The 26,276-nt window shown below is 71.1% G+C and carries 22 protein-coding genes and 1 pseudogene; 14 read left to right on the top strand and 9 right to left on the bottom strand.

The features are described 5' to 3' along the window. Positions 1–160 precede the first annotated feature (160 nt). Genes ACH4YP_RS36750 through ACH4YP_RS36735 form a run of 4 tightly spaced genes read left to right on the top strand, consistent with a single transcriptional unit; the run spans position 161 to position 4,909 of the window. The gene (locus ACH4YP_RS36750; protein ID WP_361068451.1) at positions 161–1,399 is read left to right on the top strand and encodes an ABC transporter substrate-binding protein; all 1,239 of its coding nucleotides are present in this window, start codon (positions 161–163) and stop codon (positions 1,397–1,399) included. A 45-nt stretch (positions 1,400–1,444) separates the two neighbouring features. Beyond that, positions 1,445–2,158: an ABC transporter ATP-binding protein gene (locus tag ACH4YP_RS36745; RefSeq protein WP_361068448.1), complete on the top strand. Its 714-nt coding sequence runs from the start codon at positions 1,445–1,447 to the stop codon at positions 2,156–2,158. 10 nt (positions 2,159–2,168) lie between these two features. Then, entirely contained in the window at positions 2,169–3,512 is a 1,344-nt protein-coding gene (locus ACH4YP_RS36740) for a hypothetical protein (protein ID WP_398495252.1), read from the top strand. Beyond that, positions 3,509–4,909 carry an acyl-CoA reductase gene (locus ACH4YP_RS36735; RefSeq protein ID WP_398495250.1) on the top strand — a complete coding sequence of 467 codons (1,401 nt, stop codon included), beginning with the start codon at positions 3,509–3,511 and terminating at the stop codon, positions 4,907–4,909. Before ACH4YP_RS36740 ends, ACH4YP_RS36735 begins: the two co-directional genes overlap by 4 nt. A gap of 109 nt (positions 4,910–5,018) precedes the next feature. On the opposite strand, the gene ACH4YP_RS36730 is transcribed toward ACH4YP_RS36735, so the two are convergent. Continuing rightward, positions 5,019–5,525 (bottom strand): hypothetical protein, encoded by a 507-nt coding sequence (locus tag ACH4YP_RS36730; RefSeq protein WP_361068439.1) that lies wholly within the window; start codon positions 5,523–5,525, stop codon positions 5,019–5,021. Between the two features lie 231 nt (positions 5,526–5,756). Beyond that, positions 5,757–6,776: a winged helix-turn-helix domain-containing protein gene (locus ACH4YP_RS36725; protein WP_361068436.1), complete on the bottom strand. Its 1,020-nt coding sequence runs from the start codon at positions 6,774–6,776 to the stop codon at positions 5,757–5,759. Positions 6,777–7,144: 368 nt separating this feature from the next. Here ACH4YP_RS36725 and ACH4YP_RS36720 point away from each other — a divergent pair, with 368 nt between their 5' ends. The 5 genes from ACH4YP_RS36720 to ACH4YP_RS36700 all read left to right on the top strand — a co-directional run bounded on the left by ACH4YP_RS36720 (position 7,145) and on the right by ACH4YP_RS36700 (position 14,152). Next, positions 7,145–9,832, top strand: coding sequence for a LuxR C-terminal-related transcriptional regulator (locus ACH4YP_RS36720; RefSeq protein ID WP_398495247.1), 2,688 nt, complete (start codon positions 7,145–7,147; stop codon positions 9,830–9,832). A gap of 473 nt (positions 9,833–10,305) precedes the next feature. Then, positions 10,306–11,112 carry a sensor histidine kinase gene (locus ACH4YP_RS36715; protein WP_398495245.1) on the top strand — a complete coding sequence of 269 codons (807 nt, stop codon included), beginning with the start codon at positions 10,306–10,308 and terminating at the stop codon, positions 11,110–11,112. 408 nt (positions 11,113–11,520) lie between these two features. Continuing rightward, the gene (locus ACH4YP_RS36710) at positions 11,521–11,763 is read left to right on the top strand and encodes a hypothetical protein (protein ID WP_398495243.1); all 243 of its coding nucleotides are present in this window, start codon (positions 11,521–11,523) and stop codon (positions 11,761–11,763) included. Further along, entirely contained in the window at positions 11,721–13,487 is a 1,767-nt protein-coding gene (locus ACH4YP_RS36705; RefSeq protein ID WP_398495241.1) for a sensor histidine kinase, read from the top strand. The genes ACH4YP_RS36710 and ACH4YP_RS36705 overlap by 43 nt, the downstream gene beginning before the upstream one ends. Next, positions 13,484–14,152: a response regulator transcription factor gene (locus ACH4YP_RS36700; RefSeq protein WP_361068424.1), complete on the top strand. Its 669-nt coding sequence runs from the start codon at positions 13,484–13,486 to the stop codon at positions 14,150–14,152. The genes ACH4YP_RS36705 and ACH4YP_RS36700 overlap by 4 nt, the downstream gene beginning before the upstream one ends. A 38-nt stretch (positions 14,153–14,190) precedes the next feature. Here the strand turns inward: ACH4YP_RS36700 and ACH4YP_RS36695 are convergent, their stop codons facing one another. Then, positions 14,191–15,099, bottom strand: coding sequence for a GlxA family transcriptional regulator (locus ACH4YP_RS36695; protein ID WP_398495239.1), 909 nt, complete (start codon positions 15,097–15,099; stop codon positions 14,191–14,193). A gap of 10 nt (positions 15,100–15,109) precedes the next feature. Beyond that, positions 15,110–15,709: an isochorismatase family protein gene (locus ACH4YP_RS36690; RefSeq protein WP_361068418.1), complete on the bottom strand. Its 600-nt coding sequence runs from the start codon at positions 15,707–15,709 to the stop codon at positions 15,110–15,112. A gap of 461 nt (positions 15,710–16,170) precedes the next feature. Between ACH4YP_RS36690 and ACH4YP_RS36685 the strand changes: the two genes are divergently transcribed. Next, positions 16,171–16,638, top strand: a complete 468-nt coding sequence (locus ACH4YP_RS36685; RefSeq protein ID WP_361068415.1) for an SRPBCC family protein — start codon at positions 16,171–16,173, stop codon at positions 16,636–16,638. A gap of 484 nt (positions 16,639–17,122) precedes the next feature. Here ACH4YP_RS36685 and ACH4YP_RS36680 read toward each other — a convergent pair whose 3' ends face one another. After that, positions 17,123–18,025 (bottom strand): TIGR03619 family F420-dependent LLM class oxidoreductase, encoded by a 903-nt coding sequence (locus tag ACH4YP_RS36680; protein ID WP_398495454.1) that lies wholly within the window; start codon positions 18,023–18,025, stop codon positions 17,123–17,125. Positions 18,026–19,235: 1,210 nt separating this feature from the next. Here ACH4YP_RS36680 and ACH4YP_RS36675 point away from each other — a divergent pair. Continuing rightward, a pseudogene (locus tag ACH4YP_RS36675) lies at positions 19,236–19,355 on the top strand (TetR/AcrR family transcriptional regulator); the annotation flags it as partial. A 178-nt stretch (positions 19,356–19,533) separates the two neighbouring features. Here the strand turns inward: ACH4YP_RS36675 and ACH4YP_RS36670 are convergent. Further along, positions 19,534–21,195, bottom strand: coding sequence for a serine/threonine-protein kinase (locus tag ACH4YP_RS36670; protein WP_361068406.1), 1,662 nt, complete (start codon positions 21,193–21,195; stop codon positions 19,534–19,536). A 734-nt stretch (positions 21,196–21,929) separates the two neighbouring features. On the opposite strand from ACH4YP_RS36670, the gene ACH4YP_RS36665 reads away from it, so the two are divergent. After that, complete coding sequence (locus ACH4YP_RS36665; RefSeq protein WP_361068403.1) at positions 21,930–22,211, top strand: DUF3040 domain-containing protein; 282 nt, start codon at positions 21,930–21,932, stop codon at positions 22,209–22,211. Positions 22,212–22,225: 14 nt separating this feature from the next. Here the strand turns inward: ACH4YP_RS36665 and ACH4YP_RS36660 are convergent, their stop codons facing one another. The 3 genes from ACH4YP_RS36660 to ACH4YP_RS36650 all read right to left on the bottom strand — a co-directional run bounded on the left by ACH4YP_RS36660 (position 22,226) and on the right by ACH4YP_RS36650 (position 24,346). Continuing rightward, positions 22,226–22,561: a YnfA family protein gene (locus ACH4YP_RS36660; RefSeq protein WP_361068400.1), complete on the bottom strand. Its 336-nt coding sequence runs from the start codon at positions 22,559–22,561 to the stop codon at positions 22,226–22,228. Positions 22,562–22,629: 68 nt separating this feature from the next. After that, complete coding sequence (locus tag ACH4YP_RS36655; protein WP_398495236.1) at positions 22,630–23,871, bottom strand: cation:proton antiporter; 1,242 nt, start codon at positions 23,869–23,871, stop codon at positions 22,630–22,632. A gap of 4 nt (positions 23,872–23,875) precedes the next feature. Beyond that, positions 23,876–24,346, bottom strand: a complete 471-nt coding sequence (locus ACH4YP_RS36650; protein ID WP_398495234.1) for a cation:proton antiporter regulatory subunit — start codon at positions 24,344–24,346, stop codon at positions 23,876–23,878. Positions 24,347–24,630: 284 nt separating this feature from the next. Here ACH4YP_RS36650 and ACH4YP_RS36645 point away from each other — a divergent pair, with 284 nt between their 5' ends. Both ACH4YP_RS36645 and ACH4YP_RS36640 read left to right on the top strand, forming a co-directional pair. Further along, complete coding sequence (locus ACH4YP_RS36645) at positions 24,631–25,602, top strand: HAMP domain-containing sensor histidine kinase (protein ID WP_398495233.1); 972 nt, start codon at positions 24,631–24,633, stop codon at positions 25,600–25,602. Next, positions 25,599–26,252, top strand: coding sequence for a response regulator transcription factor (locus ACH4YP_RS36640; RefSeq protein WP_189842562.1), 654 nt, complete (start codon positions 25,599–25,601; stop codon positions 26,250–26,252). Before ACH4YP_RS36645 ends, ACH4YP_RS36640 begins: the two co-directional genes overlap by 4 nt. The last annotated feature ends 24 nt before the right edge of the window (positions 26,253–26,276 follow it).

Raw genomic sequence — 26,276 nt, 5'->3', positions numbered from 1 at the left:
GAGCTCCATGAGTAGCGAACGCAGGATCCCCCGACAAGACCAGACAGCGTATTTATTTAAATAATTGTGCCGAGAGTACTTCACTAAACAAACGCCACCCTCCATGCTGTCGGCATCTCGACGTCGCCCATTGACGGGCGCGAGCCCCGCGGAGGGACCCATGAACGACTCACGACGACGCAGAAGTGCCACAGCGAGCTGTCTCGCCGTGACCGGAGCCCTACTGGCCGCCGGATGTGGGGGAGAGGCCTCCAGCAGCTCCACCGACACGTCCTCGCTGAAGGGCGCGGCGGTCAAGGTGATGGTCTGGGCACCGGAGAACACCCAGGGCAGTGCCCAGCCCGGAGTACGGCTGACGGCCCAGGCCTACGAGAAGTGGATCAACGACAACGGCGGGATCAAGGGGGGCCCGCTGAAGGTCCTCACCTGCAACGAGAAGAACGACGCCGACGAGGCCGAGAACTGCGCCCAGAAGGCGGTCGCCGAGAAGGTGGTCGCGGTCGTCGGCTCGTACAGCCTCGCCGGAGACCGCTACATGCCGATCCTGGAGAAGGCCGGCATCCCCTACCTCGGCGGGACGGGCGTCTCGGCGGCCGAGTTCTCCAGCCCGATGTCCTTCCCGGTCAACGGCGGCACCCCCGTGGTGTTCGCCGCACACGGCAAGCAGCTGGTGGACGAGGGCTGCAAGAAGATCTCCGGCGTCCGGTACGACGTGGCCGCCGCCGACACCGTCTCGAAGTTCCTCGCGCTCGGCGTGACGGCCGCCGGAGGGGCGCCGCCCAAGGATCTCAAGGTGCCGCTCACCGCGACGGACCTCGCCCCGCAGGTCGCCGCGGCGACCAAGGGCACCGACTGCGTGAGCGTCATCCTGGGCACGCACTCCGACCTGTTCGTGAAGTCGTACGTACAGTCCGGCGTCAAGACCGAGCTGGGCAGCGTCGTCGGCAACCTCACCCCGGAGCTCGCCGAGAGCACCGGTGGCGCAAGCAGTCCGCTGAACGGCGCCGCGATCACCGGCTACTACCCGCCGACCTCCGACCCGGCCTGGAAGGGCTTCGTCGAAGCGACCAAGGGCGACGGCCTCGACACGTCGAACGGCGCCAACGCGACGGCCTGGGTGGCGTTCAAGGTCTTCACCGAAGCGGCCAAGAAGCTGCCGACGATCTCGGCCAAGGCCCTGGTCGAGGAGCTCAACACCACGAAGGGCATCGACACCGGCGGCTTGACCCCACCACTGACGTGGACGGAGTCGACGGCCCTGCCGATCAAGGGCCTGAACCGCATCCACAACACCACCGCCACCGAACTGACCATGCGCGACGGAAAGATCGAGTGGGCCAAGTCCGGGTCGACCTTCATCGACGTCCGCAAGGTGCTGACGGGCGGCTCGGCCGGCTGACATCCGGCATACGAGAGCCCTGGAGCCCGAGGAAGGAGAACGTCCGTGCACGACACCGGCCAGCCCTTGATCGAAGCCCGCGCACTGTCCGCCGGCTACGGCACCGTGCCCGTACTGCGCGACCTCGACCTGGAGGTCCGCCCCGGTGAGGTCGTCGCCCTGCTCGGGCCCAACGGCGCGGGCAAGAGCACGACCCTGCGGGTGCTGTCGGGAGAACTGGCGCCGATGAGCGGCGAGGTGTGCTGGCTGGGTGGCACCGGCCACGCACCACAGCACCGCCGCGCCCGCGAAGGGCTGGCCTACGTCGGCGAGCGGGCGGTCTTCACCCGTCTCGACACCGCCGACAACCTGCGCGTGGGGCGGGTGACGACGGACCAGGCCCTCGCGCTCTTCCCCGAACTGGAGAAGCGCCTGCGGACCGGTGCCGGAATGCTGTCGGGCGGCGAGCAGCAGATGCTGTCGCTCGCGCGGGCCCTGTGCCGTACGCCCAAGCTGCTCCTCGCCGACGAGCTCTCGCTCGGTCTCGCCCCGCTCGTGGTCGACCGCCTCCTGCGCGCCGTGCGCGAGGCGGCCGACCGCGGGCTCGGCGCACTGCTGGTCGAACAGCACGTGCGCAAGGTGCTGGACATCGCCGACCGCGTGTACGTGCTGCGCCGCGGCCGGATCGTCATGACCGGGACCCCGAAGGAACTGCGCGCGAACCTGGACGAGATCGAGTCGTCCTACCTCGCGCACAGGACAACTGTGACAACCGATTGAGGTAGGTGCTGTGGCAAGCGCACGCGAGCAGATCCGATCCCTGGTCCGGTCCGGAGACACCTTCGACCAACCCGCCGAAGACATGGCGGAGCTGCAACTGGAGGCCGCGCGGGAGGCCTTCGCCGCCCACCGCGAACGCATCCCGCTGCTGCGCACCCGGGCGGAGGAGACCGGCGTACGAGAGGTCACAGGCCTCGACGACCTCGTGCCCCTCCTCTTCTCGCACACCAGCTACAAGTCGTACCCCGTCTCCCTCATCACCGCCGGCCGCTGGGACCGGCTCCTGCGCTGGTACTCGACCGTGTCGGTGGTCGAACCGGACGAGGTCGACGTCGACGGAGTACAAGACATCGACGAGTGGACCGAGCGCGTCACCGCCGCCGGTCACCGCCCGTACATCACCAGCGGCACGTCCGGGAAGGTCTCCTTCCTCAACTGCGACGGCAGCGACCTCCGGTTCCTGCACGACATCCTGGAGAACCTCACCTGCTGGCCCGACCCCCTGCCACCGGATCCCGTCCGCCGCGGCTACCTGCTCGCTCCGGCGAGCGGACCGATGCGCTCCATCGACGGCTTCCGATGGCACGCGGACGTCTTCGCACTGCCCGGCGAGACCCGGCTGCTCACCGAGGACCCCATGCGGGTGTCCGAGCTGATGAGCAGCGCGCTGCTGCGCCGGCGGATGGCGGAGGGCACCGCGACCCCGCAGGAGATCAGCTCCTTCGAGACCACCTCCGGCTCCCGCGAAGAGGAACTGGGCGCGGCCATGACCCGGATCGTCGACGACATCGCCGCCCACCGCGACGAACCGCTGCTGATCGCCGGCATGAACAACCAGCAGTTCACCCTGATCCAGGCCCTGCGCGCCCGAGGCGTACCCGACGGCGGCCTCCACCCGGACACCCTGGTGCTCAGCGGCGGCGGCAACAAGGGCCGCGCGCTGCCCGACGACTACCAGCAGCAGTTCGCCGCCTTCTACCAGGGCGTACGGCGGGTACGCAGCTACGGCATGACGGAGCTTCAGGGCTCCTGCCTCGCCTGCGAGCACGGCAACTACCACGTGCCTCCGTGGGTGATCCCGCTGGTGCTCGACCAGGCCGGCGAGAAGCTGCTGAACCCCGAACACGGCGTCGTGGAAGGGCGGTTCGCCTTCCTGGACGTCTCCCTGGAAGGCCGCTGGGGCGGACTCATCAGCGGCGACCGGGTCTTCGTGGACTTCTCACCGTGCGACTGCGGCAGAACGGGCCCGGCCGTCCTGCCGGACATCCAGCGCTTCGGAGACCTCGGCGGCGACGACAAGATCACCTGCGCGGCGACACTCGACTCCTATGTGAGGGGAATGATCCACGGATGAGCGGTACGACACTGCAGGGCGAGCCCTCGGTGCGGACGGAGGTGGTGCACGTCGTGCGGGGCGAGGTCGACCAGGCCCCGCACGTCGGCCACGGCCGCGGAGACTCGGCTTTCACGGCACCGGTGCTCGACCTGGACCGCCTGGTGTGGTCCCGCACCGAACCCGGACCGGCCTTCGACGTGCCGAGCGCGGAGATCATCGACCTGCTGGTGGAGACCGGCGAGGCACTCAAGGCCGACCGGGAAGGGCTGCTCACCGAAGCACTGGAACGCATGGTCCGGATCAGCCCGCTCCCCGCCGAGGTGCTCGAACGCGCCTACGCCGTGCTGTGGCGCAGCTTCCAGCGGACCAACCTGCACGCCCAGATCGACCACGAACTCGGCGGGGCGGACGTACTCGACGGCTGGCGCGAGGTGCGGCTGCCCGAGGGCCGGATCGCCGCCACGCGCGCCTTCCCGCCGCGCCTGGTGCACATCATCGCGGGCAACGCGCCCGGCGTGGCGGCCATGTCCGTCGTACGCGGCGCCCTCACCAAGGGCGTCAACCTCCTCAAGCTGCCCTCGAACGACCTGTTCACCGCGACCGCGATCCTGCGCACGATGGCCTCGGTGGCACCCGGTCACCCCGTGGTGCGCTCGTTCTCCGCGGTGTACTGGAGGGGCGGCGACGAGAGCGTGGAGAGCGTGCTGTTCCGCCCGCAGTTCTTCGACAAGCTGGTCGCCTGGGGCGGCGAGTCCACGATCCGCGGAGCCCTGAAGTACGTCGGCCCCGGCTTCGAACTCGTCTCCTTCGACCCCAAGACCTCCATCTCGGTGATCGGCCGCGAGGCGTTCGCCTCCGAGGAGACTCTGGGGCAGGCGGTGGAGGCTGCCGCCGCTGACGCCACGTTCTTCAACCAGCAGGCGTGCGTCGCCAGTCGCTTCCAGTTCGTCGAGGGCTCCGAGCAGGACGCCGACCGCTACGCCGAGCTGCTGTGCGAACGCCTCGGCGTCGCCCGGGAGTTCAGCTCGGCCGGCGGTCCACGGGTCGCCGGGGAACTCCGCGAGGAGATCGACGTACTGCGGTCCCTCGCCCCCGAGTACCGGGTGTGGGGCGTGTACGACGGCCGAGGCCTCGTCATCCGCTCCCCGGAACCGGTCGACTTCCACCCGGACGGAAAGATCGTCAACGTCGTCCCGGTCGCCGCGCTCACCGACGCGGTCGCGCACGCCGGGGTCGCCACCCAGACGGTCGGCGTGTACCCCGACACCCGCAAGCCGGAACTGCGCGACGCCCTCGCCTGCGCGGGTGTGCAGCGCGTGGTGTCGCTGGGGAAGGCGGGCGGTATGCCACCCGGCCTCTCCCACGACGGCTTCTATCCGCTGCAACGGCTCATGCGGTGGGTGAACGACGAGTAACTGGCTGACGAACGGCTCCGGTTCCGATACGTCGGCTTCTGATACGTCCGCCCCGGCGCGGCACTCTCCTGAGTGCGGCGCCGGGGCAGCCGTCATCACGTACCCGTGCTCAGCAGTTGCGGATGCTCCAGACGGGGGTCCAGTTGTAGGCGTGCTGGGCCGAGTCGGGCCTGAAGGAGTGGAGGACGTTGCCGCTCTGGCCGTAGATGTACGAGGTGACGCCTCCGGTCTGGGCGTCGTAGTACCAGCCGGCGCCGTCCCAGTACGACGTGTAGTACCGGTTGCAGGAGTACAGGAAGAAGACCTCCCAGTTGTTCGTCGTGGGATCCCAGACCGCCGTGCAGAGGTTCCCGCTGGTGCAACTGACGGTGGCGCCGGGTGCCGCGTGGACAGACCTGGCGGACGGCGAGACGCTCGGGGAGTTCGCGGCCACTGCTCGGGTCGACGCCGACTGCGCGTCCTGCGGTGCCGGTGGCGCGGTCAGGACCCGGCCGGCCGCACTGTCGTCGGAGGCGACGGTTGCCTGGGCCGGACCGGCGGTGAACACAGCCGCCAGCATCAGAGCCAAGGCACCGATGAGGCCGAGGATGGAGCGCCTGGCACGCACTCCGTGCACGCTATGCATTCTGCGCATTCGGTTGATCCCCCTGTTCAGGACGCCACATACGAGGCACCCGGTGACGGTGTGACCCCGTTCGTGGTGCCAGGCTGTCGCCGGCCGCCGCGTCGCCGCCACACGCTGAAGCCGTGGCTTAAACGGAAGCGGCCTCTCAGGCGCCTCGCGCCTCGCGCGTCACGTCTCGCGCCTGGAGCCAGGGGGCAGGCGCGAGGCGTCAGTTGTCAGGCATCAGGCATCGAACGAGGTGTTCTGCGGGTGCGGCGCACCGTCGAGGAGGACGAGCCCCCTGGGAGTGATGGTGTGCAGTACGTGCTTGCTGCGGCGCACGCTCAACAGCAGTCCTGCCTGCCGCAGCACGGCGGTGTGCTGGCTCACCGCCGCCCCGGAAATGCCGATCCGCTCGGCCAGTTCACCGGTCGTACGCCCGGTCACGACGTCCCGCAGGATGGCGGCCCGGGTACGGCCGAGCAGCGCGCCGAGCCCCGCGCCCCGGCCCGTGGCGCCGGGCATCAGCGCCCAGCCGAGCGTGTGTTGGATCGGGTAGACCAGGACCGGCGTGCGGTCGGGGAGCGGTACGGCGAGAGTGACGGGCCGCCGGGAACAGAAGAAGGACGGTTGAAGCAGCAACCCCCGTCCACCGAGCCGCAGTTCGTGGTCGACCGGGTAGTCGGCCTCCAGTACCGGCGGCTGCCAGCGCAGTACGGGCCTCAGGCTCGCCAGCAGCCCATCGGCGCCGCCTCCCAGCACCGCCCGGGCGCGCACGGCACGGTCGGCGTCCACCTGCGCGCGGATGTGCGGCCAGAAGGCGGCGAGCGCTCGCCGGTGGTACCCGTGCAGCGAGGCGCCCAGCCGTTGCAGAGCGTCGAGGGTGCCCTCGGCGAGAGCACGGGCCTCGGCCGGCAGCGGTCTCGGCCGGGACGGGGAGGCGGCGAGCCTGGCCAGATCGCCGCGCAGGTCGGCCTGCGCCGTGCCGAGCACGGTGTCGACCGCGCTCTCCAGCCCGGGGGAGCCGCCCAGATCGGGCGTGAGGAAGTCCGGGAAGTAGCCGCGGGGCGGCAGCAGCGCGGCGAGCAGCCCGTCCGCGGGACCCAGTCGTGGCCGTACGATGCGCCGCCACTCGCCGAACGCCAGGGCGTTCTCCTCCCTGATCAGCGCCTGGAAGCTGTTGACGATCTCCCACAGGGGGTCGGGGGCGGCGGCGACACGAACGCGAGCGATGTCGTCGGCCGTGAAGTGCACCCGCAGCATGGGGATCTCCGACGGTGGGCGGTCATCAGATGAACGGCGGTGCCCGACGACAGTGAGGGAGCCCCCACTGCCAGGGCAAGGGGGCACATTCGGTCACACGGGCCCCGCTGGTCCGGCCCAGGTCTTTCGCCGAGGGCGCCGGCTGTCGCCGTGGCTGTCCTAGTAGTCCGCCGACGCGGAGGTGTATGCGGAGGTGTATGTCGGGCGGCAACTCGGAGAAGTGCCGGAGAGCCGGTTGGTCCGCTCCGCAGGGCGTTCCTAGACTCACTCGGCGTCAGGCGAATCGTGCACGTGCTGAGGGAGCGGAGTGCGTCCGGGGGTGCCCGTCACGGGTGTTCGCGTGCCGTGCCCTGTCAGGGGGAGCCGTGGTGCGGGACCGGGTGGGGCGTTGGCCGTTGATGGGCCGCGAGAAGGAGTTGGAATCCTTCGCCGCGGCGCTGGCGGACCGGGAGTGCCGGGGGTTCGTGGTGGGCGGGTCGGCCGGGGTGGGCAAGTCCCGGCTGGCCGAGGAGTGTCTGGGCCGGGCCTCGGCCGCGGGTTTCCGGGTGGGGCGGGCCACCGCGAGTGCCGCGGCGGGTGCCGTGCCCCTGGGGGCGATCGCGCATCTGCTGCCCGCGGGGGTGGATCTGTCGGACCCGGTGACCGGGTTCGCCGCGGTCGCCGAGCGGCTGGCCGCCGGGCCGGGGCGGCGAAGATGGGTGCTGCTGGTCGACGACATGCATCTGCTGGACTCCGCCTCGGCGGTGCTGCTGCGTCAACTGATGGACACCGGCGTGCTGTTGCTGATCGGCACCGTCCGCAGCGGCGAGCCGTACGGGAAGGCCGTCACCGCGCTGCGGGGCGGAGACGCGGTGCACCGGGTCGACCTGACCGTACTGAACCCGGAGCAGATCGAGGCACTGCTCCGGGCCGCGCTCGGCGGAGCGGTCGCCCGGCGCAGTCTGCACGAGCTGTCGGCCGCCAGCGGCGGCAACGTGCTGTACCTGCGCGAACTGGTCCTGGGCGCCCTGACCGCCAGGGACCTGACCGAGGACGGGGAGCTCTGGCACCTGGCCGAGGGCCGGCTGCCCGCCACCGCGCGGCTGACCGAGGTGATCGGCAGCCGGCTGGCCACCGCCGATTCCGCCGGACGCCCCGTACTGGAACTGCTGTCGCTGTGCGAGCCGTTGACCCTGGCCGATGCCGAAGAACTGGCCCCGCCGCAGGTGATGGCGGCCTTGGAACAGGCCGGACTGATCCGCGTCATGCAGGACCGGCGGCGCATCGCCGTCTCCCTGGCCCACCCGCTGTACGGCGAAGTGCTGCGGGCCGGTCTTCCGGTCCTGCGCTGCCGGGCCCTGCTGCTGGACCAGGCCGCACGCGTCGAGGCCCGCGGCGCCCGCCGCCGCGGCGACCTGCTGCACATCGCCACCTGGCGGCTGGCCGCCACCGGCACCGCCGACCCCGCCCTTCTCACCCAGGCCGCCCTACTGGCTCGCCACGCGCACGACTACCCCCAGATCGTCGCTCTCCTGGAGGCCCTGCCCGACAAGCACCGCACCACGGCCACCGGTTTGATACTCGGCCACGCCCTCTTCGAGCTGGGCAGCTGGGACCAGGCCGAGGCGGCGATCGCCCAGGCCGACGCCCTGGCCATCGGTGAGCAGGACAAACTGGCGGTCGCTCTCGTCCGGACGCTGAACCTGCTGTGGAGCAACGCCCCCCTCACCGAGGCACTCGCGGTCAACGACGCCGCCCTGGAACGGATCACCAGCCCGGAGGGCCGCCGCAAGCTCAAGATCAATGAGGGCTTCATGCGGACCGTCGCCGGTCAGCCGGCCCAGGGACTGACACTGCTGGAGGACCTGGAGACCGACGTCGGTGACGCCCCCGACGTCGACGTCTGGCTGCGAGGCGCCTGGATGAAACCCTTCGCGCTGGCGCTGGTGGGCCGCACCGGCGAGGCGGCGACCTGGGCGGAGCGCGCCCACGCAGGCCACCGGAAGGTCGACGAACACGCCCTCGTCTCCCATCCCGCCGTCCAGCGCATCCCGCTCGTCCTCGCTCTCTCCGAAGCCGGTCTCCCCGCCGAGGCCCGCCGCGAGGGCGAGCGTGCCTACGCCGAACTGGTCGCCGCCGACTCCGTCGTACGGGTCTGGCTGGCGGTCTTCCTCGGCCGTACGGAGTGGCTGGCCGGCCGACCGGCCACCGCCCGCCGCTGGTGGGCCGAGGCCGCGGCCCTGGCCCGTTCCTTCGACCACGCCATGGCCCTGCGCCCGGTGCTCGGCGGCCTCGCCGCATGTGCGGCCGTACTGGGAGACCTGGACGCGGCCGAAGCGTCGCTGGCCGAGCACCGCACCCTGCCGCCGCTGGCACCGGGCCTGCTGTCGGCCGGGGAGGAACGCCTGGGCGAAGCATGGCTGTTGGCCGCCCGCGGACACCTGGGCCGGGCGCGCTCCGTACTCACCGCCGCCGCCCTTGCCGCCCGCTCGACCGGCCACCTCACCGGCGAGGCACTGCTGTTGACCGATGTGGCCCGTCTTGGCGGAGCGAAGGAGGTCACGGACCGGCTGACCGCACTGGCACGGCGATGCGACGGGGCACTCGTCCCGGCCCGGGCCCAACTGGCGGCCGCGCTGGTAGCCGACGACCCCGACCAGCTCCTCCGGGCCGCCGACGCGTGCCAGGCCGTCGGCGCGGAGCTGCTCGCCGCCGAGGCGGCCACCGCTGCCGCGGCCGCCTGGCGCCGGGCACACCAGGCCCGCCGCGCCTCGGCTGCCGCGCAGCGGGCCGCGGCGGCCCCGGCCCGCTGCGAAGGCGCCCGCACACCACTGCTCAGCACAGCCCAGTCCACCGCCCCGCTCACCGACCGCGAACGCGAGATAGCCCTGCTCGCCGCGCTCGGCAACGCCAGCAAGGACATCGCCGACGACCTCGCCCTGTCGGTGCGCACCGTCGACAACCACCTCCACCGCGCCTACGCCAAGCTCGGCGTCACCACCCGGCGCGAACTGGCCCAGACCCTCTGGACACCATCACCCGGCGCACGTGTGGACCACCAGCCCGGCCGGTCGTAGACCACGACCGACGGTTGAGTACCGACCACTCACGCCTTCCCACCGCGGCTCCCGCCGCCGACGGCAGCCACATGAAGTGGGCCCGGCGACGCCCGGTCGGCATGAGGCTGGTCCGTGACCCGGCCGGCGAGCGGCACCGCCCCCGTGGCGGACAGCACGATCGGCCATACGACTGCGCGCACAGGACATCTCACTTGCGCGCACAGGGCACCTCGTTCGCGGTTCCCCCGGCGTCTTCTGCCGACGGACGGAGCACCGAGCCCACCCCCGATGGGGCTCGCTGCTCCGCCGTGAGAACGAGGATGCGCCGTCCGAGGGTGCACAGAGGCAGCGGTCCCGACGGTTCCGGGAGGTTGGCCCGAGGTGGACGGGACGCGTGCCTCAGGTGCCCGGACGGCCGGGCACCGCACAGTTTCCGGTGCCACGGGACGAGTCCGGGGCGATCGACCCCTCTACAACCACCGGGAGTCACCGTGTTCGCGAAAGCCCAACCGCTCACCGTGGCCGGCACCCACCTCGGCGACCTCGCGCTGTGCCCGGCCGAGCCGGACGGCTTCCTGCCCGCCGATGCCCGGATCATCGATGCCCTGACGGCTCCGGTGGCGCTGATCGTCCACGCGGACCGGCTCAACCAGGAGTTACGGGCCGCCCGTCAGCAGACCGTGGACGCCTCCGCGGCGGAGCGGGCACGCATCCGAAACGACCGGCACGACGGCCTGGGCCCCTCGTTGTCCGGCGTCGCACTCGGGCTGGAAGCGGTACAGGCATCCGTCACCGGCCACTCGGCGACCTTGGAGGAACTCGTCCGCCGACTGCGTTCCGAGGTGGGACACGCGGTCGAGGAGGTACGGCGCGTCATCGACGCCCTGCGGCCGTCGGCCCTCGACCTGCACAGCCTGGTGCCCGCGCTGCGTGAACGGGCGCTGGCCCTGACCCTGGCGGCCGGCGGGCGTCTGCAGATCGCGGTGGAAGCGCCCGACGACGTGCCCACGCTCCCGGAACCGGTCGAAACGGCGGCCTTCCGGATCGTGGACGAGGCCCTCACCAACGTGGTCAAACAGGCCGGAGCCACCCGCTGCCGGGTCCGTCTGTCCTTCGGCACGGTCCTCACCCTCGAAGTACACGACGACGGGCGAGGCATGCACCCGGACCGGGAGAGCGACGGCAGGGTCGGACTGCTCTCCATGCGCCGCCGCGCCGAGCAGCTCAACGGCAGCTTCCACATCGTCAGCCGTCGCCGCGGCAACACGGTGCGCGCCGAACTCCCTCTGGACACCTGAGTCGTCGCCACCACCGAGGGGTCGTCGGGGACTTTCCCGTTCGGATGGCCCGGGCCGCCGATTCCCATCCACGTGGTCAGCGGGTCCGTCGGCCAGAACGCGGCAGCGGCCAGTACGACACACAGCGCCACGGTCGTGGACGGACGGAACGACATCGGTACGCCGGACCGCGGAGGACGTGTTCCTGTCCGAGGACGGTCGCCGGTTCCCCTGCCGTGCTCCGCCCGGTGCGCTCCCGCGACCGGCAGCGGACGGACCGCACGGCGTGGGACGAGGTCGTCAACGACCCTGCACCGCCCAGGTGTTGCCCTGCCTGAGGCCCTGGTCCCGGACCGGGCGGGCGGACTTCCCACGACGGTCGGACCCGGCGTATATTGGACGGGCCACCCGTCACAGCACACTTGGTGGATGGCCTCGCGAACGGTTGCCTGGACGGTGGTGCTGTGCAGCACCGCGGCGCTGGGGTGTGCCGTCTGGATCGTCACCCTTCCCCGCGCAGAGCGGCTGGAGGACTTCGTCAACTTCGTGGGGATCGTCGGAGCGGTGGGCGTGGAGTGGGAGATCGCCGGCGCGGCCTTGATCTCACTGCGTCCCCGCAACGTCCTGGGATGGCTGTTCCTCGGAGCCGGGGCCATGACGTTCTGCAGGTGATCCTGGCCGCGTACGGGGGCTACGGCGTCATGGCGGCACAGCCGGGGTGGCCGGGAGCGGCGTGGGCGGCCGCGGCCAGCACCGGGTTGTGGATTCCCTCCGTCCTGGTCACTCCCACGATCGTGCTCGCCCTCTATCCCAACGGGCGTTTGCCGAGCCGGTGGTGGCGATGGCCGGTCATCGGTGTGGCCGTGGCGATCTCGTTACCCGTCCTGACGATGCCGTTCGACCCGGCGGCCTACGACGACATCGCTCCCGGGCACGCTCCGCCGGCCACCCTGCCCTCCTGGGCGCTGACCCTCGTGCTGTGGGGTGTTCACATCCCGCTGCTGGTGGTGTCGATCCTCGCCATCTGGGTGGGCACGGTCGTCCGGTTGATACGGACCAAGGCCCCCGAGCGTCAGCAGCTGGTGTGGTTCGTGTGCGGCGCGGGCCCGCTCCTCACCGTCACCTACTTCAGTGTGCTGCCTCAGCAGGCGATCGCCGTCTGCGTCGCGCTCATTCCCGTGGTGGTGGCGATCGGTGTACTGCGCTACCGCATGCTGGGCATCGAGATCGTGCTGCGGCGCGGGCTCGTCTACGGCGGACTCACCGCCGCGGTGATCGCCGTCTATCTGACGGTCACGGTCCTCGTCGGATCCGCCCTGGACGAGCGCCCGCTGCCCGGGGTGCTGACCGCGGCGCTGGTGGCGGTGTCACTCACACCGGCCCGGGACCGGCTGCAGCGTATGGCGGACCGCTTTGTGTACGGCGCGCGCGGGGATCCACTGCGCGCCATCGCCCAACTGGGCGATCAGGTCGCCGTCGCCGGGGAGTCGGACCTGCTGCCGGCCGCCCTGCGGGCCGTCACGGACGCCGTGCGGGCACCTGCGGCCTCGGTGACGGCGGCGGACGGACGGAGCATCGGCTCCACGGGAGACACACCGAAGACAGGACCGACCTTCCCGCTGCAGGTCGGAGGCCGCTTCGTGGGCGTTCTGCAGGTCGCCGACCGGGGGCCCGCCGACTCCTATGGCGAGACCGAGACCCGGCTGCTCGCCGCGCTGGCTCCGCAGGTGGCCGTTCTGGTGCGCGCGCTGGAACTGACCGAAGCCCTGGAGACCGAGCGGGACCGGGTCATCGGCGTCACCCGCGCGGAACGCGACCGGCTCAGGCGTGACCTGCACGACGGGCTGGGCCCCTCCCTGTCCGGAATGGGCCTGGGGCTGCAGGCCGCCGTCGACACCCTGCACGCAGGCGACCGGCCCGCCTGCACTTCGCTGCTCACCCGCATCCGCGACGAAGTCGATGTCGCAGTCCAGGAGATCCGCAGGATCATCGACGGCCTGCGCCCCACCGCACTCGACGCCATGAGCCTGGCCGAAGCCCTCCGCCGCCACGCCAAGACCGTCTCCGGCACCCTGCCGGTCGAGGTGACCGTCACCGAACTGGCCGCGCTGCACCCCGAGGTGGAGACCGCCGCCTATCGGATCGTGACTGAGGCGATCACCAACAGCGTGCGCCACGCGGAAGCTCAGCGGTGCCACGTCCTGCTGGCAGCCCGCGACGGCAAGCTGCACATCACCGTCACCGACGACGGCTCGGGCATACCGCCGGGCAGTACGGTCGGCGTCGGGCTGTCATCCATGCGCCGCCGTGCCCAGGCGCTCGCGGGCACGCTGACCGTCCAGTCCACGACGAGCGGTACCGTCCTCGCCGCCACCCTTCCGCTGGAGGCATCGTGACCGTCCCCTCCGCAGTCCGAGTGGTCGTCGCCGACGACCATCCCATGTTCCGTTACGGTCTCAAGGCCGCTCTCGCCGCCGGTGACGAGGTCGAGGTGGTAGGTGAGGCGGCGAGGGGCGACGAACTGCTCGCCGTCGTCGACCGGACCACTCCCGACGTCGTCCTCACCGACCTGGCGATGCCCGGTATGGACGGAGCGGCCGCCACCCGGGCCCTGCTGGCCCGCCATCCCCGGGTGGGCGTCCTCGTGCTGACGATGCACGAGGACGACGAGGCGCTCCTCGGCGCGCTGCGCGCCGGAGCCCGCGGCTATCTCCTCAAGGGTGCCGACCGGACGGAGATCGTCCGGGCCGTCCTGTCGGTGGCCGCCGGCGACGCCGTCTACGGAGAGGCCGTCGCCCGCCGAATCGTGGCCTTCTTCACCGGTGCCCACCGCCACTACGCGGCCCAGATCTTCCCCGAACTCACCGACCGCGAACGGCAGATACTGGAACTCGTCGCCACCGGCTGCGGCAACCACGAGATAGCGCGGCGGCTCGTCCTGTCGGAGAAGACAGTCCGTAACTACGTCTCCGCCGTCCTGGTCAAACTGGGCGTCCCTCACCGGGCCGCCGCGGTCGCCAAGGCCCGCGATGCCGGTCTGGGCACGCCCAGCACGGACTGACCGAGCCTCATGGCCGATGGTGGACACCACTCGCGTGGTCAGGTCGCGCGGGCTCGGAGGCGGCGCAGCATGCGGGGGTCCTCGAAGCCGACTGAGCGGGCGGCGGCGTCGGTTGTCGCGCCGTGGCTGATGAGGTGTTGGGCGCGTTCGAGGCGCAGGGACTGCTGGTAGCGCAGTGGGGTGAGTCCCGTGGCGCGGCTGAAGAGGCGGGTGAGGGTCCGTTCGCTGACGCCGACGGCCGAGGCCAGGGCGGGGAGGGGGAGCGGTTGGTCGAAGCGGGCGTCGATGAGGTCCTGGGCCCGGTGCACGGTGTCGTCGAGGTGGGACCGGTGCCGGAGCATCGCGCTCGACTGCGGCTCATGGCCGTTGCGGCGGGCGTAGACGACCATGTCGCGGGCCACCTGCGCGGCGACGGCCGGGCCCTGCCGGGCGGCGACCAGGTGCAGGGCCAGGTCGATACCGCTGGCGATGCCGGCCGACGTGATCACCCGGTCGTCGGCGGTGAACAGGACGTCGCGAACGACCACCGCCCGGGGGTGGCGCACGGCCAGTTCGTCCTGCACGTCGTGGTGGGTGGTGCAGCGGCGACCGTCCAGCAGACCGGCCCGGCCGAGCGCCTCGGCCCCGGCGCACACGCTGGCCACCGTCCCGCCTCTGGCGTGGTGGTCCCGCAGAGCCTGGAGGGAGTCGGCACCGATGGCGGGACTGTCGGCCAGGGTTGCCGCCCGCCAGCCGGGCACCACGACCAGGTCCTCAGGCCCGAGTTCGGGCCAGTCGAGCCCGGCCACCAGAGGCAGCCCCTGCGCCGTGGGGACCTGCGGCCGTTCGGCGACGTAGGAAAGCGTGTAGGGGTGCCCGAAGTCGGAGGCGGTCGAGAAGACCTGCGCGGGGCCGGCCAGGTCCAGCAGGTGGACTCCGGGCACCAGGAAGAAGACGATGTGGCTCACGATTCGGTCATCATGCCCGATGTTCGGCCGCGGCCTCCAGCTGGTCGACGGTCGCGATGGTGGCGAAGCGTCCGGCGAGGGCGTATTCGGTGCGCCTGATGACCTCTTCGGCGGGCAGCGTGAGCGGGTCGGCGAGCAGCTCGGCGACGCTCTGGCCGGCGGGGGCGTCGCGGTGGGGGATGGGATTGGTCGCGGTCGCGTCGGTGACGAAGGTGACCTGGTAGCCGAGGTCGCTCGCGACGCGGGTGGTGGTCTCCACGCACTGCTCGGTGCGGATGCCGCAGACGGTGAGCTCGCGTACACCCCGCTCGGTGAGCAGTTGCTGCAGGTTGGTGGTGGTGAAGGCGTTGTGTGAGGTCTTGTGGATCAGCGGTTCCCCGTCCGCCCGCTCCAGCTCCTCCATGAGCCGGACATGGCCGAGAGCCGGGTCGAAGACATCCCCGCTGCCTGGCTCGGAGTGCAGCACCCATACGACCAGGTCCCCGGCCTGACGGGAGAGCCGGACCAGGCGGTTCACCTGGTCGGCGATCTTCAGATCAGAGGTGGTCTCCCACAGCGGCCGGGCCCGGAAGGACTCCTGGACATCGATGACGATCAGTGCTCGGGTCATACCCCAAGCCTGGGCCGCACGAGAGGGCCCGGGCCAGGCCGTATCGGGTCCGGGTGCGGACCGATCCGGTCATCGGTGGGGCTGGGAGGAACTCTGGGAAGTACGCGCCCGGGTGGGTGGCGCGGGCGCCCGGCGTGATGAAGCGCTGGGGTCGAAGTGCTCCGGGTCCGGCCGGAGTTCGGGATCGCGGCGTGTGCGGGCTCGGCTTCGGGGACCGGCCGCCCCGTTCCGGGGGCGTACGAAGGGGACCCGAGGCCGGCTTCAGTGTCCATGTTTCCTCTCCTGGGCGACCGTCGGGCTCGGCCGCAACGGAGCGCCGGCGCCCAGGCAGACTGTATCGGCAGCGGACACATCAGGTGACAGTTCACCTTGGTACGGCCTGCGTCGCCTCCGTCCGGGCCCGGCCCGGATCCCGTCGTCCTGCGCCGCGCAGGGAACCTCCTCCGCCCTAGACTCGGGCCATGGACAGGACTGACCGCGCCAGCCGGACGATCGCGGCACCACCGGCGGCCGTCTACGGCGCCCTCCTCGACCGGGAGGCCCTGGAAGCCTGGATGCCGCCGGACGGCATGCGCGGGCGGGTCGAACGGTGGGAACCCCGGCCCGGCGGCGGGTTCCGGATGGTCCTCACCTACCTCGACCCCACCGACAGCCCCGGCAAGACGTCGGACGCGACGGATGTCGTCGACGTGGGGTTCGCCGAACTGGTGCCACCGGAGCGCGTGGTGCAGCGGGCGGTGTTCGAGGCCGACGACCCGTCGTTCGCGGGCACCATGACGATGACCTGGCAACTCGCCGCCGCCGGCGACGGAACCGAGGTGACCGTCACCGCCACGGACGTGCCACCCGGCATCGACCAGGCGGACCACGAGACCGGGATCGCCTCCTCGCTGGCCAACCTGGCGTCGTACCTCGAAGGGACCGATTGACTCAGGCCGGCTGCGGCCTGCCCCGTCGCGTCGAGGGCAGTCGGTCGTCCCGCTTCCGGCCCGGCCTCAGCCCGCCCCGGACCACTGGGGTGACCGAGCCCGTCATGTTTTGCCCGGCAGGTGGCCCTGGTCGCGCGCGGTGTGAGCTCATTCGGATCGTGCTGGGGCCGGCGACCGCCGGAGGGGCGTCGGTGTTTTCGTGGACGTTCGGCGGTGAACGGTGGACCGTCCCCGCGCCGGGTCCGGCGACTCACGGTCGCCGGACCCCGCACTCAGCTCATCGACCTGGTGCGACTTCGCCGGTTCGATACCGGATCGGGTGTTGCGGCCTTCACCCGACAGTTCGGCCGTGATCGCACGCCTCGCATCAGCCCGAGACGACCCGCCGTCTCCCCAGCCGCTCGGGCGGACCCTCCATGGTGCCAACGAGGCGACGATCCGCGCACTCGCGAGGAAGGCGGTGGGTCGATGGGAGGACGCCCTGTCAGCCCTTATTGACCAGGGCGATCAGTTCGGCGGCGAGGGCCAGGGCCTCGTCGACGCTGTGGACGGCGTACATGGAGTCGACCATGAAGTGGTCGATGCCGGTGCGCTCGTGGAGAGCCTTGATGGTGTCGGCGACCTTCTGGGTCGTCGTGCCCGAGTCGATGTTGACCCGCAGGACGGCATCGATCGCGGACGGGTCCCGGCCTGCCTCCCGGGCCAGCTGATCGATGGCCGCCCGCTGGGACACCAGCCCGTCGATGTCCACGTAGCTGGGCACCACGACCAGCGGCAGCCAGCCGTCCCCGCGCTCGGCGACCCGCTTCAGGGCGCGCTCGGACATGGCGCCGAGATAGAACGGCGGACGGGGGCGGCGCGCGGGCTTGAGGGGGGAGTGGTGCAGGGGCACCGAAATCAGCTCACCGCTGTACTGGGCCGGGTCGGTGGTCCAGATGGCGTCGAGGGCGTCGAGCAGTTCGTTCATCCGGGCGCCGCGCCGGGTGAAGTCGGAGCCCGCCGCCTCGTACTCCTCCGGCGACCAGCCGATTCCGAAGCCGGGCAGCAGACGGCCGTCGCTGATCACGTCGATGCTGGTGAGCGACCTGGCCAGCTGTACGGGCGGATACAGCGGGGCTACGAGTACATGCGTTCCGAGCAGTACGCGCTCGGTGGCGCTCGCGGCGACGGCGAGGAGTACGAACGGGTCGGCGGCCGTGTTGAGTTCGGCCGGAATGGAGTCGCCCTGCCCGCCGTAGCCGACCTTGGGGTTGACGGCGGCCAGGTTGCGGTCGCCCACCCAGAGGCTCGCGGCCCCCGCGTTCTCCGCCTCGCGCGCGAACTCCGCGGTCCGGGCTATGCCTAAGGCCTGCCTGTGGAACTGCGGGAGCGCAAAACCGATCTTCATGACTGTTCCCTTGCTGAGTAGTCGTGGCAACCGTCGGCCGTCCCCTCGGGCGACCAGCGCATACCGGTTCCCTGGACGGGAGTTGGCAGGGCGGGACGGTCGTCCTCGGCCGTCATGCGCATCGAGAGTACAGAAGTTGATTGCGCAACTACTTCGATCGGGTGCTGTCGGCGTGTCGCGCCCCGCGTCAGTCACCTCCCGCGAAGCCGCCGTGGTCCACATCCACATCCACGTCCGCCGTGTCCTTGATGAGTTCGGCGGGATCCCTACGCCCCGTACGGTCTGCGGGCTCGTCCGGGGGCCGGCGGACGTTCGCACCGGCAGTGGACGCCTGCGGAGTGGGCGGAGGGAATGCCGCTCGGGAGACCCTGAAGCCGGTCTCCGGGCTCTCGTCGGCCAGCGCCCGCGCGAGCGAGGCGCGGCAACGACGGGTGTGAACAGGGGCCAGGGACGGGACGCTTCGGGCGGCCAGGCAGCCGCCAGGAGGGACAGGGCGGCCCAGGGCGCCATCCACAGCAGCGTCCACCAGCCGGGGTCCTGGTCGGAGAGCCCCGGGAACCCGTTGCCCAGGAGCATCGCGTTCATGGACATCCCGAACGACACCACCAGGGCGGCGAGCAGCGCGGGGACGCGGTAGGCGCCGAAGCACCGGCGCAGGGGAGCGCGGTGTGCTTCCAGGGCCGTGCGGAACGGTGCGAAGCGCGGCTCGGTGAGGAGTTCGTGGACGGTGACGCCCTCGTCGCGGCGCAGACCGGCCGCGAGGGTCGTGAGGGCCGGACCCTCGGGAGCGCTGTGCCGCCCCGGCGTGAGGCTGATCCGGCCGGCCTCGTCGACCTGGGTGTGGCCGGCCAGGATGAGCAGTCGTACGGCCACCTCGGCGGCGTATCTCTCCCGCTGGGCCGACGCGCCCTTCCACGAGGCGCCGAGCCACCACCCCGCCTGGATCGGGTCCACGACCGACCTCCGTGCGCCCCGCACGAACCGCCGCTCCGCGCGCGTACGCCTCCACCAGGCCACGCCCAGGGCCGAGTTGAACCCGGCGAACCCCAGTAGCCAGCCGGCCGTGATCCATCCCATCTCTACGCTCATGACAACACCGGTCGGCTCATGGGCAGGGCACTCTCCTCGGACGGCCGCCAACAGGGCGGCGGATCAGCGCACTTGTCGGAGTTTCCCAACAAGCGGCGAATGCATGTCCGATTCTCCGTGCGGGCGGCCGCGCGGTTCGCTCCAGCACTACTTCCCCGGTGGCAAGGAACAGTTGGTCAACGAGACGGTGGGCTGGGCGGTCCGGTACGCGGGCGACCGTGTCGACCGCTTCCTCGCCGCGACCAGGGCCCAGCGGGACGTAAGCCCTCTGACGACCGTGGCCCGCGAACTCGGCCCCTCCTCGACGCGGCGGCGGGCAGGTCCGACTGACCCGCCGCTCCGAGGCCGTCGTCGGAAGCCTCTTCGGAAGCGGACGAGTCAGAAGTGACAGCCCCACCGGACGAACCGGGCGGGGCCGTTCACCGCGCGGGGCGGAAGGATGTCAAAGAGGTTTTGAGCGCCTGCTGGTTGGCGGGAGTGTTCCAGTCGTCGGCAGGGGTGGTCCACCTGATGGAGTAGCCGAGATCGGTGTCGACGAGGAGGGCGCGGGCGAGCGTACGCGTCCGGTCGCGGTCGCCGTCGGCGAACCATTCCAGGTCCGCCTTCCGTCCACCGGAACCGTCCACGCCCCGGATGTCGCCGATGCGGTCGAAGCCGGGGGTGAGGCGCCGCAATTGAGGTTCGGCGTCGCGCCAGACGGTGACGGCGTCGGATGAGGGGACCCTGCCGAAGGTGATTCTCAGTGCGCGGGGGTCGCCCGAGGCACCGAACGTGACACTGAAGGCGTTGTCCGGCCGTCCGGTGTCCCTGATGCGCCGCCAGTCCGAGGGCAGTCGGACCGAGAACCCCTCCGGCGCGTCGTAGCGCTTGGTGGCGGGCGGCGTCTTCTTCTCCGCGGAGACGGTGGGGGAGGGGGCGGCGGGCACGCCCGGGGCCGATGCGCCGGCCGAGGCGCCGCCGGACGGATCCGCGGAAGGGCGAGCAGGGGTGGAAGCCGCGGGAGGCGGCGCGGCAGCGGGACCGGAACCGGACGCGGTGGGTGCCGGGCCGGAGGCGTCGGGTGTGTCCGAAGCCGGACTGCTGTTCACGGCGAGCACGATCGGGATGGCTACGACGGCCAGCGCGGAACCGACGATGGCGAGGACGATGGGCCGCTTCCTGCGCCAAGCCCGCTCCGACCCCGACCCGCTCCCGTGCGCTCCACGCAGCCTGAACATGTGTGACTGTTCGGCCGAGTCCTCGCTGACCATGCGGCTCAGCGCCTTGCGCAGTACCGGTTCGGTGAGTCGCTCGTTCGGGTTCTCGCGGAGCAGCCCGTGAATGGTCTGGCGCAGACGGCTGGTGTGGACGTCGTCCCCGGAGGATCTTTCCCCTCCTCCCTGGGTCCCCTCTCCCGCGTACACCTGCGCGAAGGACGAACTGCCTTCGCCGCGCCCCGGGTTGGGAGCGGGCGGCCGGCCCTCGACCATGGTGTGCAGCAGCGCTCCCAGGGCCCACAGATCCGTCGAGGGATCGATCGCCTCACCGCGGATCTGTTCCGGAGAGGCGTACGAGGGTGCGGTCACCCTCAAGGACCGGGTCGCTCCCGTCAGTCCGAACCCGGTGACCACGACCCCGCCGTCCGCCTTGACGAAGACCTGGTCGGGACCGAGGTCACCGTGTGTGACGCCCAGGCGGTGCGCCGCCGCGAGTACATCGAGGATCTCCAGCCCGATGCGGACCGCCCGGGGCTGGTTGAACGGCCCACGCCGGTCGAGGAGTTCGCTCAGGGACCGGCCTTCGATCGGTTCCATGACGGTCCACAGACGGCCGTCCTGCTCGGTGACGTCGAGGACGGTGGCCACCTGGCCGGGGGCGGCGGCCTCCAGGTCCGCGGTCTCCCGCAGCACCCGGGCCGTGGTCTGCCGGGTCGTCTCCTCGCGGAGGACTCCGGGCAGCCGTGCCTCCGCCAGGAACACCAACCGGCCGGACGTCATGTCCTGGCCGTGCCAGCCGACCCGGAATTCCTCTCGGTGCACGATCTGGAGCGGTCGGTACCTCCCGGCGATCAACTCATTTGTGGAGGTCTGCGCTTCTGCCATGCTGATCCTTCACTGCGCCCGTGGTTTGCACCTTGGCCATGAGTACGAAGGCGATGTGGGTGAGTGTTCAATCACGTGTGATTGTGCTTTCCGGCGGTGCGGTGTGTCGAGGCTTTGGGACCGGGTCGTTTTTTGCCCAACAGGCTTCAGGGGAAAAGGAGTTGGCGCATGACGCGCCTGAGTTGAACGCGCAGTTCGGCCACCGACATTTCGGCGAGCGCCTAGTAGTACGCCGACGTGGACCCCTCCCGCACTTCCGCCGGCGCCTTCGTGCATCACGGCTCATGCTCGCGGGTCCCGAGGGCAGGGTCCTCACCGCTGGAAGCGACACTCGTCACCGAGCTCTCCCGCAATCCTCCGGACGTGATCTGCCGGGGGTTACGAGGATGGGTGCCGACCCCGATGCGCGGGCGCGGCGGGCTGGGTGAGGGTGAGGTGAAGGAGCAGTACTCGCGAGCGTGGCCGAGGCCGTCACCGCCTCGGGCGAGGGGCGAGGGTGCCGTGGTGATCCTTCGCCCTGGGTGTCGGTCTGGCCGGCACGCCACCGTCATCGCCACGTCGGCCAACGTCGTGGTCGTGGGCATCGCCCAGCGCGCCGGACACCAGGTCTCGTTCTGGCGGTTCGGCCGCTACGGCCTGGTCGTCACCGCGGTGCGCACGACGATCGCCGGTCTGCAGGTGTGGCTGCGGCACTTCACGCTCGCCTGGCCCAACTGCTGTGGAAGGAGCGGAACATGCCGCAATCCGACGACGACAGGATCGCCGACATCGAGGCCCGGCTGCGGCTCGACGATCCCCGTTTCGCCCATGGCTTCGGTCAGGGACGTCCCCGCCGCCCGCGCGAATACCGCCGAGGCAGGGCCTGGCTGGCGATGTCACTCGCCGTCACGGCCGTGGCCGTCGGCGCTCTTCTCCCGCACGGGCTGCTGCTTGCGGCCGGGCTGGTCGCGTCGGCCTGCGCGGTGAACCTTTTCGACACGTCCCGCCGGGGCCGCCTCCGGCCACCGCGGAAGTGAGCCGGCGCCCGCGCTCAGTGACTGCGGGGCGCGTACATGATCACGGCCATTCCGGCGAGGCACACCAGCGCGCCGATGACGTCGTACCGATCGGGCCGGTAACCGTCGGCGACCACGCCCCAGGCGATCGACCCGGCGACGAAGATCCCGCCGTACGCGGCGAGGACGCGTCCGAAGTCGTCGTCGGACTGGAAGGTGGCCACCACGCCGTAGAGCCCGAGGGCGATGACCCCGGCGCCGATCCAGATCCAGCCCTTGTGCTCGCGGATGCCCTGCCAGACCAGCCAGGCCCCGCCGATCTCGAACAGGGCGGCGACGACGAACAGGGCTACGGAACGTGCAACGGTCATGATCGGTGAGCTTACCGATGACCCGTTTCAGCTCCGCCGGTCGGCGGGTGTCCGTCGGCCCTGGGTGGTTACTTCTCGATGGGTGCGTCGGGGCTGGGGACGAGGTCCCGGTCCTGGGGTGTCTCGGTGCCCGCCGCCGTGGGCCGGTGGTGGCGTCGGGCGGTGAGGCGGGTGGCGATCGGTTCGGTGAAGCGGGCGGTGAGGGGGCCGACGATGACCAGGATGAGGACGTAGGCGGTGGCCAGGGGTCCGAGTCTTGGTTCGATGCCGGAGGTGACGGCGAGTCCGGCGATGACGATGGAGAATTCGCCGCGGGCGACCAGGGTGCCGCCGGCCCGCCAGCGGCCCTTGGCGGAGATCCCGGCGCGTTTGGCGGCCCAGTAGCCGGTGGTGATTTTTGTGCCGGCGGTGACGAGGGCCAGGGCGAGGGCGGGGAGCAGGACGGGCGGGATGCTGGCGGGGTCGGTGTGCAGGCCGAAGAAGACGAAGAAGACGGCGGCGAAGAGGTCGCGCAGTGGGGAGAGCAGGCCGTGGGCGCCCTCGGCGACCTCGCCGGACAGTGCGATGCCGACCAGGAACGCGCCGACGGCGGCGGAGACCTGCAGCTGCTGGGCGACGCCGGCGACCAGCAGGGTCAGGCCGAGTACGACGAGCAGGAGTTTTTCGGGGTCGTCGCTGGAGACGAAGCGGGAGATGTGGCGTCCGTAGCGGACCGCGACCACCAGGACGAGGCCGGCGACGCCGAGTGCGATGGCCAGGGTGGCGCTGCCCGCGGCGAGGCCGGCGCCGGCGAGGAGGGCGGTGATGATGGGGAGGTAGACGGCCATGGAGAGGTCTTCGAGGACCAGGATGCTGAGGATGACGGGGGTTTCGCGGTTGCCGAGGCGGCCCAGGTCGCCGAGGACCTTGGCGATGACGCCGGAGGAGGAGATCCAGGTGACGCCTGCCAGGACGACGGCGGCGACCGGGCCCCAGCCCAGGAGGAGGGCCATGGCGGCGCCGGGCAGGGCGTTGAGGGCGGCGTCGACGAGTCCTGCGGGGTATTGGGTCTTGAGGTTGGAGACGAGGTCGGTGGCGGTGTATTCGAGGCCGAGCATGAGCAGCAGCAGGATGACGCCGATCTCGGCGCCGATCGCGACGAACTCCTCGCTGGTGCCCAGGGGCAGCAGCCCGCCCTCGCCGAACGCGAGTCCGGCCAGCAGGTAGAGGGGTATGGGCGAGAACTGGAAGCGTCCGGCGAACCGGCCGAGCAGTCCCAGACCCAGGATGATCGCACCGAACTCGATCAGGAAAATGGCGGAGGAATGCACCGGGTCACTCCCGCCCGAGTATCGCGGCGGCCGCCTCCACACCCTCGCGGGTGCCGATCACGATCAGGGTGTCGCCGCCCGCCAGGCGGAAGTCCGGCGTGGGGGACGGGATGGCCTCGGCCCGGCGCAGCACGGCCACGATCGAGGCGCCGGTCTCGGTGCGCATCCGGGTGTCGCCGAGGACGCGGCCGTTCCAGTGCGAGGTCGACGACAGCTCGATCCGCTCGGCGACCAGGCCCAGATCGGTGGTGGACAGCAGGTTCGGACTGTGGTGTGAGGGCGCCAGCGCGTCGATCAGCGAGGCGGTCTCCGGCTCCGTCAGCCGCAGCGACTGGGCGCAGGCGTCGGGGTCGTCGGTCCGGTAGACGTTCACCGTGCGGGCGCCGTCCCGGTGCGCGATCACCGACAGGTGGCGTTGCTCCCTCGTGGTGAGGTCGTACTGGACACCGATTCCCGGCAAGGGTGTGGTGCTCATTCGCCCGGCAGGCACAACCCCTCCCCCCTCTTCTTTGATCCTTGTGGCAGCGGTGCGGGCCACGACGGATCCAGCGAGGTGATCCGGCGCGGCGGGGACTCATGGTGCCACCTCGAACAGCCTGGAGATATGGGTGTCAGCCCGGATGGACACGACGTCCCCTCAGGGGTCAGGGTGAGGCGGGGGCAGTAGATCCCGTCGCAGGCCAGAGCCCTCAACAGGGCCGTTCGGCGGCGGCAGGCCACAGTGGAGGTGAGCGATCACCGGGAAGGGAGCACAGGTCCATGTCGCTGTACTGGAGGATCTTCGCCCTCAACGCGGCCGTGCTCGTCGTCGCGGTCCTGCTGCTCCTGGGACCGGTCACCGTTTCCACGCCGGTGCTGTTCGGCGAGGCCCTTGTGCTGCTCGTCGGGCTGATCGTGATGGTGATCGCGAACGCCGTACTGCTGCGGATCGCACTGGCTCCCCTGGCGCGTCTGAACCGGGCCATGGCCACCGTCGACCTCCTCAAGCCCGGCAGCCGCACGACCGTCACCGGACCCGGTGAGATCGCCGAACTCACCACCAGCTTCAACGCCATGCTCGCCCGGCTGGAGGCCGAACGCGCTACCAGTTCCGGCAGGGCCCTGTCCGCGCAGGAGGCCGAGCGCCAGCGCCTCGCCAGGGAACTCCACGACGAGGTGGGACAGACCCTCACCGCCGTCCTGCTCCAGCTCAAACACACAGCCGACCACGCACCGAAGCCCGTACGCGAGGATCTGCGGCAGGCGCAGGAGACCACCCGCGCCGGACTGGACGAGATCCGCCGAATCGCCCGCCGCCTGCGCCCCGGAGTCCTGGAGGAACTCGGCCTGCACAGCGCCCTGCGCGCCCTGACGGCCGAGTTCACCACCTCCAGCCTGAGCGCGACCGCGCACATCACTCCCGGGCTGCCCCGCCTCGGCCCGGCCACCGAACTCGTCCTCTACCGCGTCGCCCAGGAAGGGCTCACCAACACCGCCCGCCACACCCACGCCACCCGGGTCGAGGTCAGTCTGCGTGCCCTGCCCGATGCCCGGGTGGGACTGCTGGTCCGTGACAACGGCCAAGGGATCGGGGCCGCACCCGAAGGGGCAGGCATCAGCGGCATGCGCGAACGCGCCCTCCTCATCGGCGCCGAGTTCCGGATCGGCCGGGGCCCCGACGGCGGCACCGAGATACGCCTGAACGTCACCGACCACGCAGCCGCCGACCGCACCCAGGAGACACCGCGATGACCACACCGGCCCGTATCCTGCTCGCCGACGACCACGCCCTGGTCCGCCACGGCGTCCGCCTCATCCTCGACGCCGAGCCGGATCTGACGGTCGTCGCCGAGGCTTCCGACGGTGCCGAAGCCATCGCCCAGGCCCGCGCCAATGACATCGACCTGGCCATACTCGACATCGCCATGCCCCGCCGGACCGGCCTGCAGGCCGCCCGCGAACTGGCCCGCCTCCGCCCCGGCCTGCGCACCCTGATGCTGACGATGTACGACAACGAGCAGTACTTCTTCGAGGCCCTGAAATCCGGCGCCTCAGGCTACGTACTCAAATCCGTCGCCGACCGCGACCTCGTCGAAGCCTGCCGCGCCGCCCTGCGCGACGAGCCGTTCATCTACCCCGGCGCCGAGACCACCCTCATCCGTACCTACCTCGACCGCGCCCGCACCGGCGAACAACTGCCCGCCCGCCCCATCACCGAACGCGAAGAGGAAATCCTCAAACTTGTCGCCGAGGGCCACACCTCCAAGGAGATCGCCCTCCTCCTCGTCATCAGCGCCAAGACCGTCGAACGCCACCGCACCAACCTCCTCCAGAAGCTGGGCCTGCGCGACCGACTGGAACTCACCCGCTACGCCATCCGAGTCGGCCTCATCGAACCCTGAAGGCGGGTCAGGCGGCGGGCGAGA

This window comes from Streptomyces sp. NPDC020747, from assembly GCF_044334695.1.
GTDB lineage: Bacteria > Actinomycetota > Actinomycetes > Streptomycetales > Streptomycetaceae > Streptomyces.
Note: the sequence above shows the minus strand (reverse complement) of the source record. Positions and strands in the feature narration are given on the sequence as shown.

Coding starts and splice junctions, on each gene's coding strand:
- ACH4YP_RS36735 (WP_398495250.1), top strand. CDS start 3,509: ATGAGCGGTACGACACTGCAGGGCGAGCCCTCGGTGCGGACGGAGGTG.
- ACH4YP_RS36650 (WP_398495234.1), bottom strand. CDS start 24,346: ATGAGCACCACACCCTTGCCGGGAATCGGTGTCCAGTACGACCTCACC.
- ACH4YP_RS36640 (WP_189842562.1), top strand. CDS start 25,599: ATGACCACACCGGCCCGTATCCTGCTCGCCGACGACCACGCCCTGGTC.
- ACH4YP_RS36685 (WP_361068415.1), top strand. CDS start 16,171: ATGGACAGGACTGACCGCGCCAGCCGGACGATCGCGGCACCACCGGCG.
- ACH4YP_RS36750 (WP_361068451.1), top strand. CDS start 161: ATGAACGACTCACGACGACGCAGAAGTGCCACAGCGAGCTGTCTCGCC.
- ACH4YP_RS36680 (WP_398495454.1), bottom strand. CDS start 18,025: ATGAAGATCGGTTTTGCGCTCCCGCAGTTCCACAGGCAGGCCTTAGGC.
- ACH4YP_RS36645 (WP_398495233.1), top strand. CDS start 24,631: ATGTCGCTGTACTGGAGGATCTTCGCCCTCAACGCGGCCGTGCTCGTC.
- ACH4YP_RS36665 (WP_361068403.1), top strand. CDS start 21,930: ATGCCGCAATCCGACGACGACAGGATCGCCGACATCGAGGCCCGGCTG.
- ACH4YP_RS36710 (WP_398495243.1), top strand. CDS start 11,521: ATGGCCTCGCGAACGGTTGCCTGGACGGTGGTGCTGTGCAGCACCGCG.
- ACH4YP_RS36705 (WP_398495241.1), top strand. CDS start 11,721: ATGGCTGTTCCTCGGAGCCGGGGCCATGACGTTCTGCAGGTGATCCTG.
- ACH4YP_RS36690 (WP_361068418.1), bottom strand. CDS start 15,709: ATGACCCGAGCACTGATCGTCATCGATGTCCAGGAGTCCTTCCGGGCC.
- ACH4YP_RS36725 (WP_361068436.1), bottom strand. CDS start 6,776: ATGCTGCGGGTGCACTTCACGGCCGACGACATCGCTCGCGTTCGTGTC.
- ACH4YP_RS36670 (WP_361068406.1), bottom strand. CDS start 21,195: ATGGCAGAAGCGCAGACCTCCACAAATGAGTTGATCGCCGGGAGGTAC.
- ACH4YP_RS36660 (WP_361068400.1), bottom strand. CDS start 22,561: ATGACCGTTGCACGTTCCGTAGCCCTGTTCGTCGTCGCCGCCCTGTTC.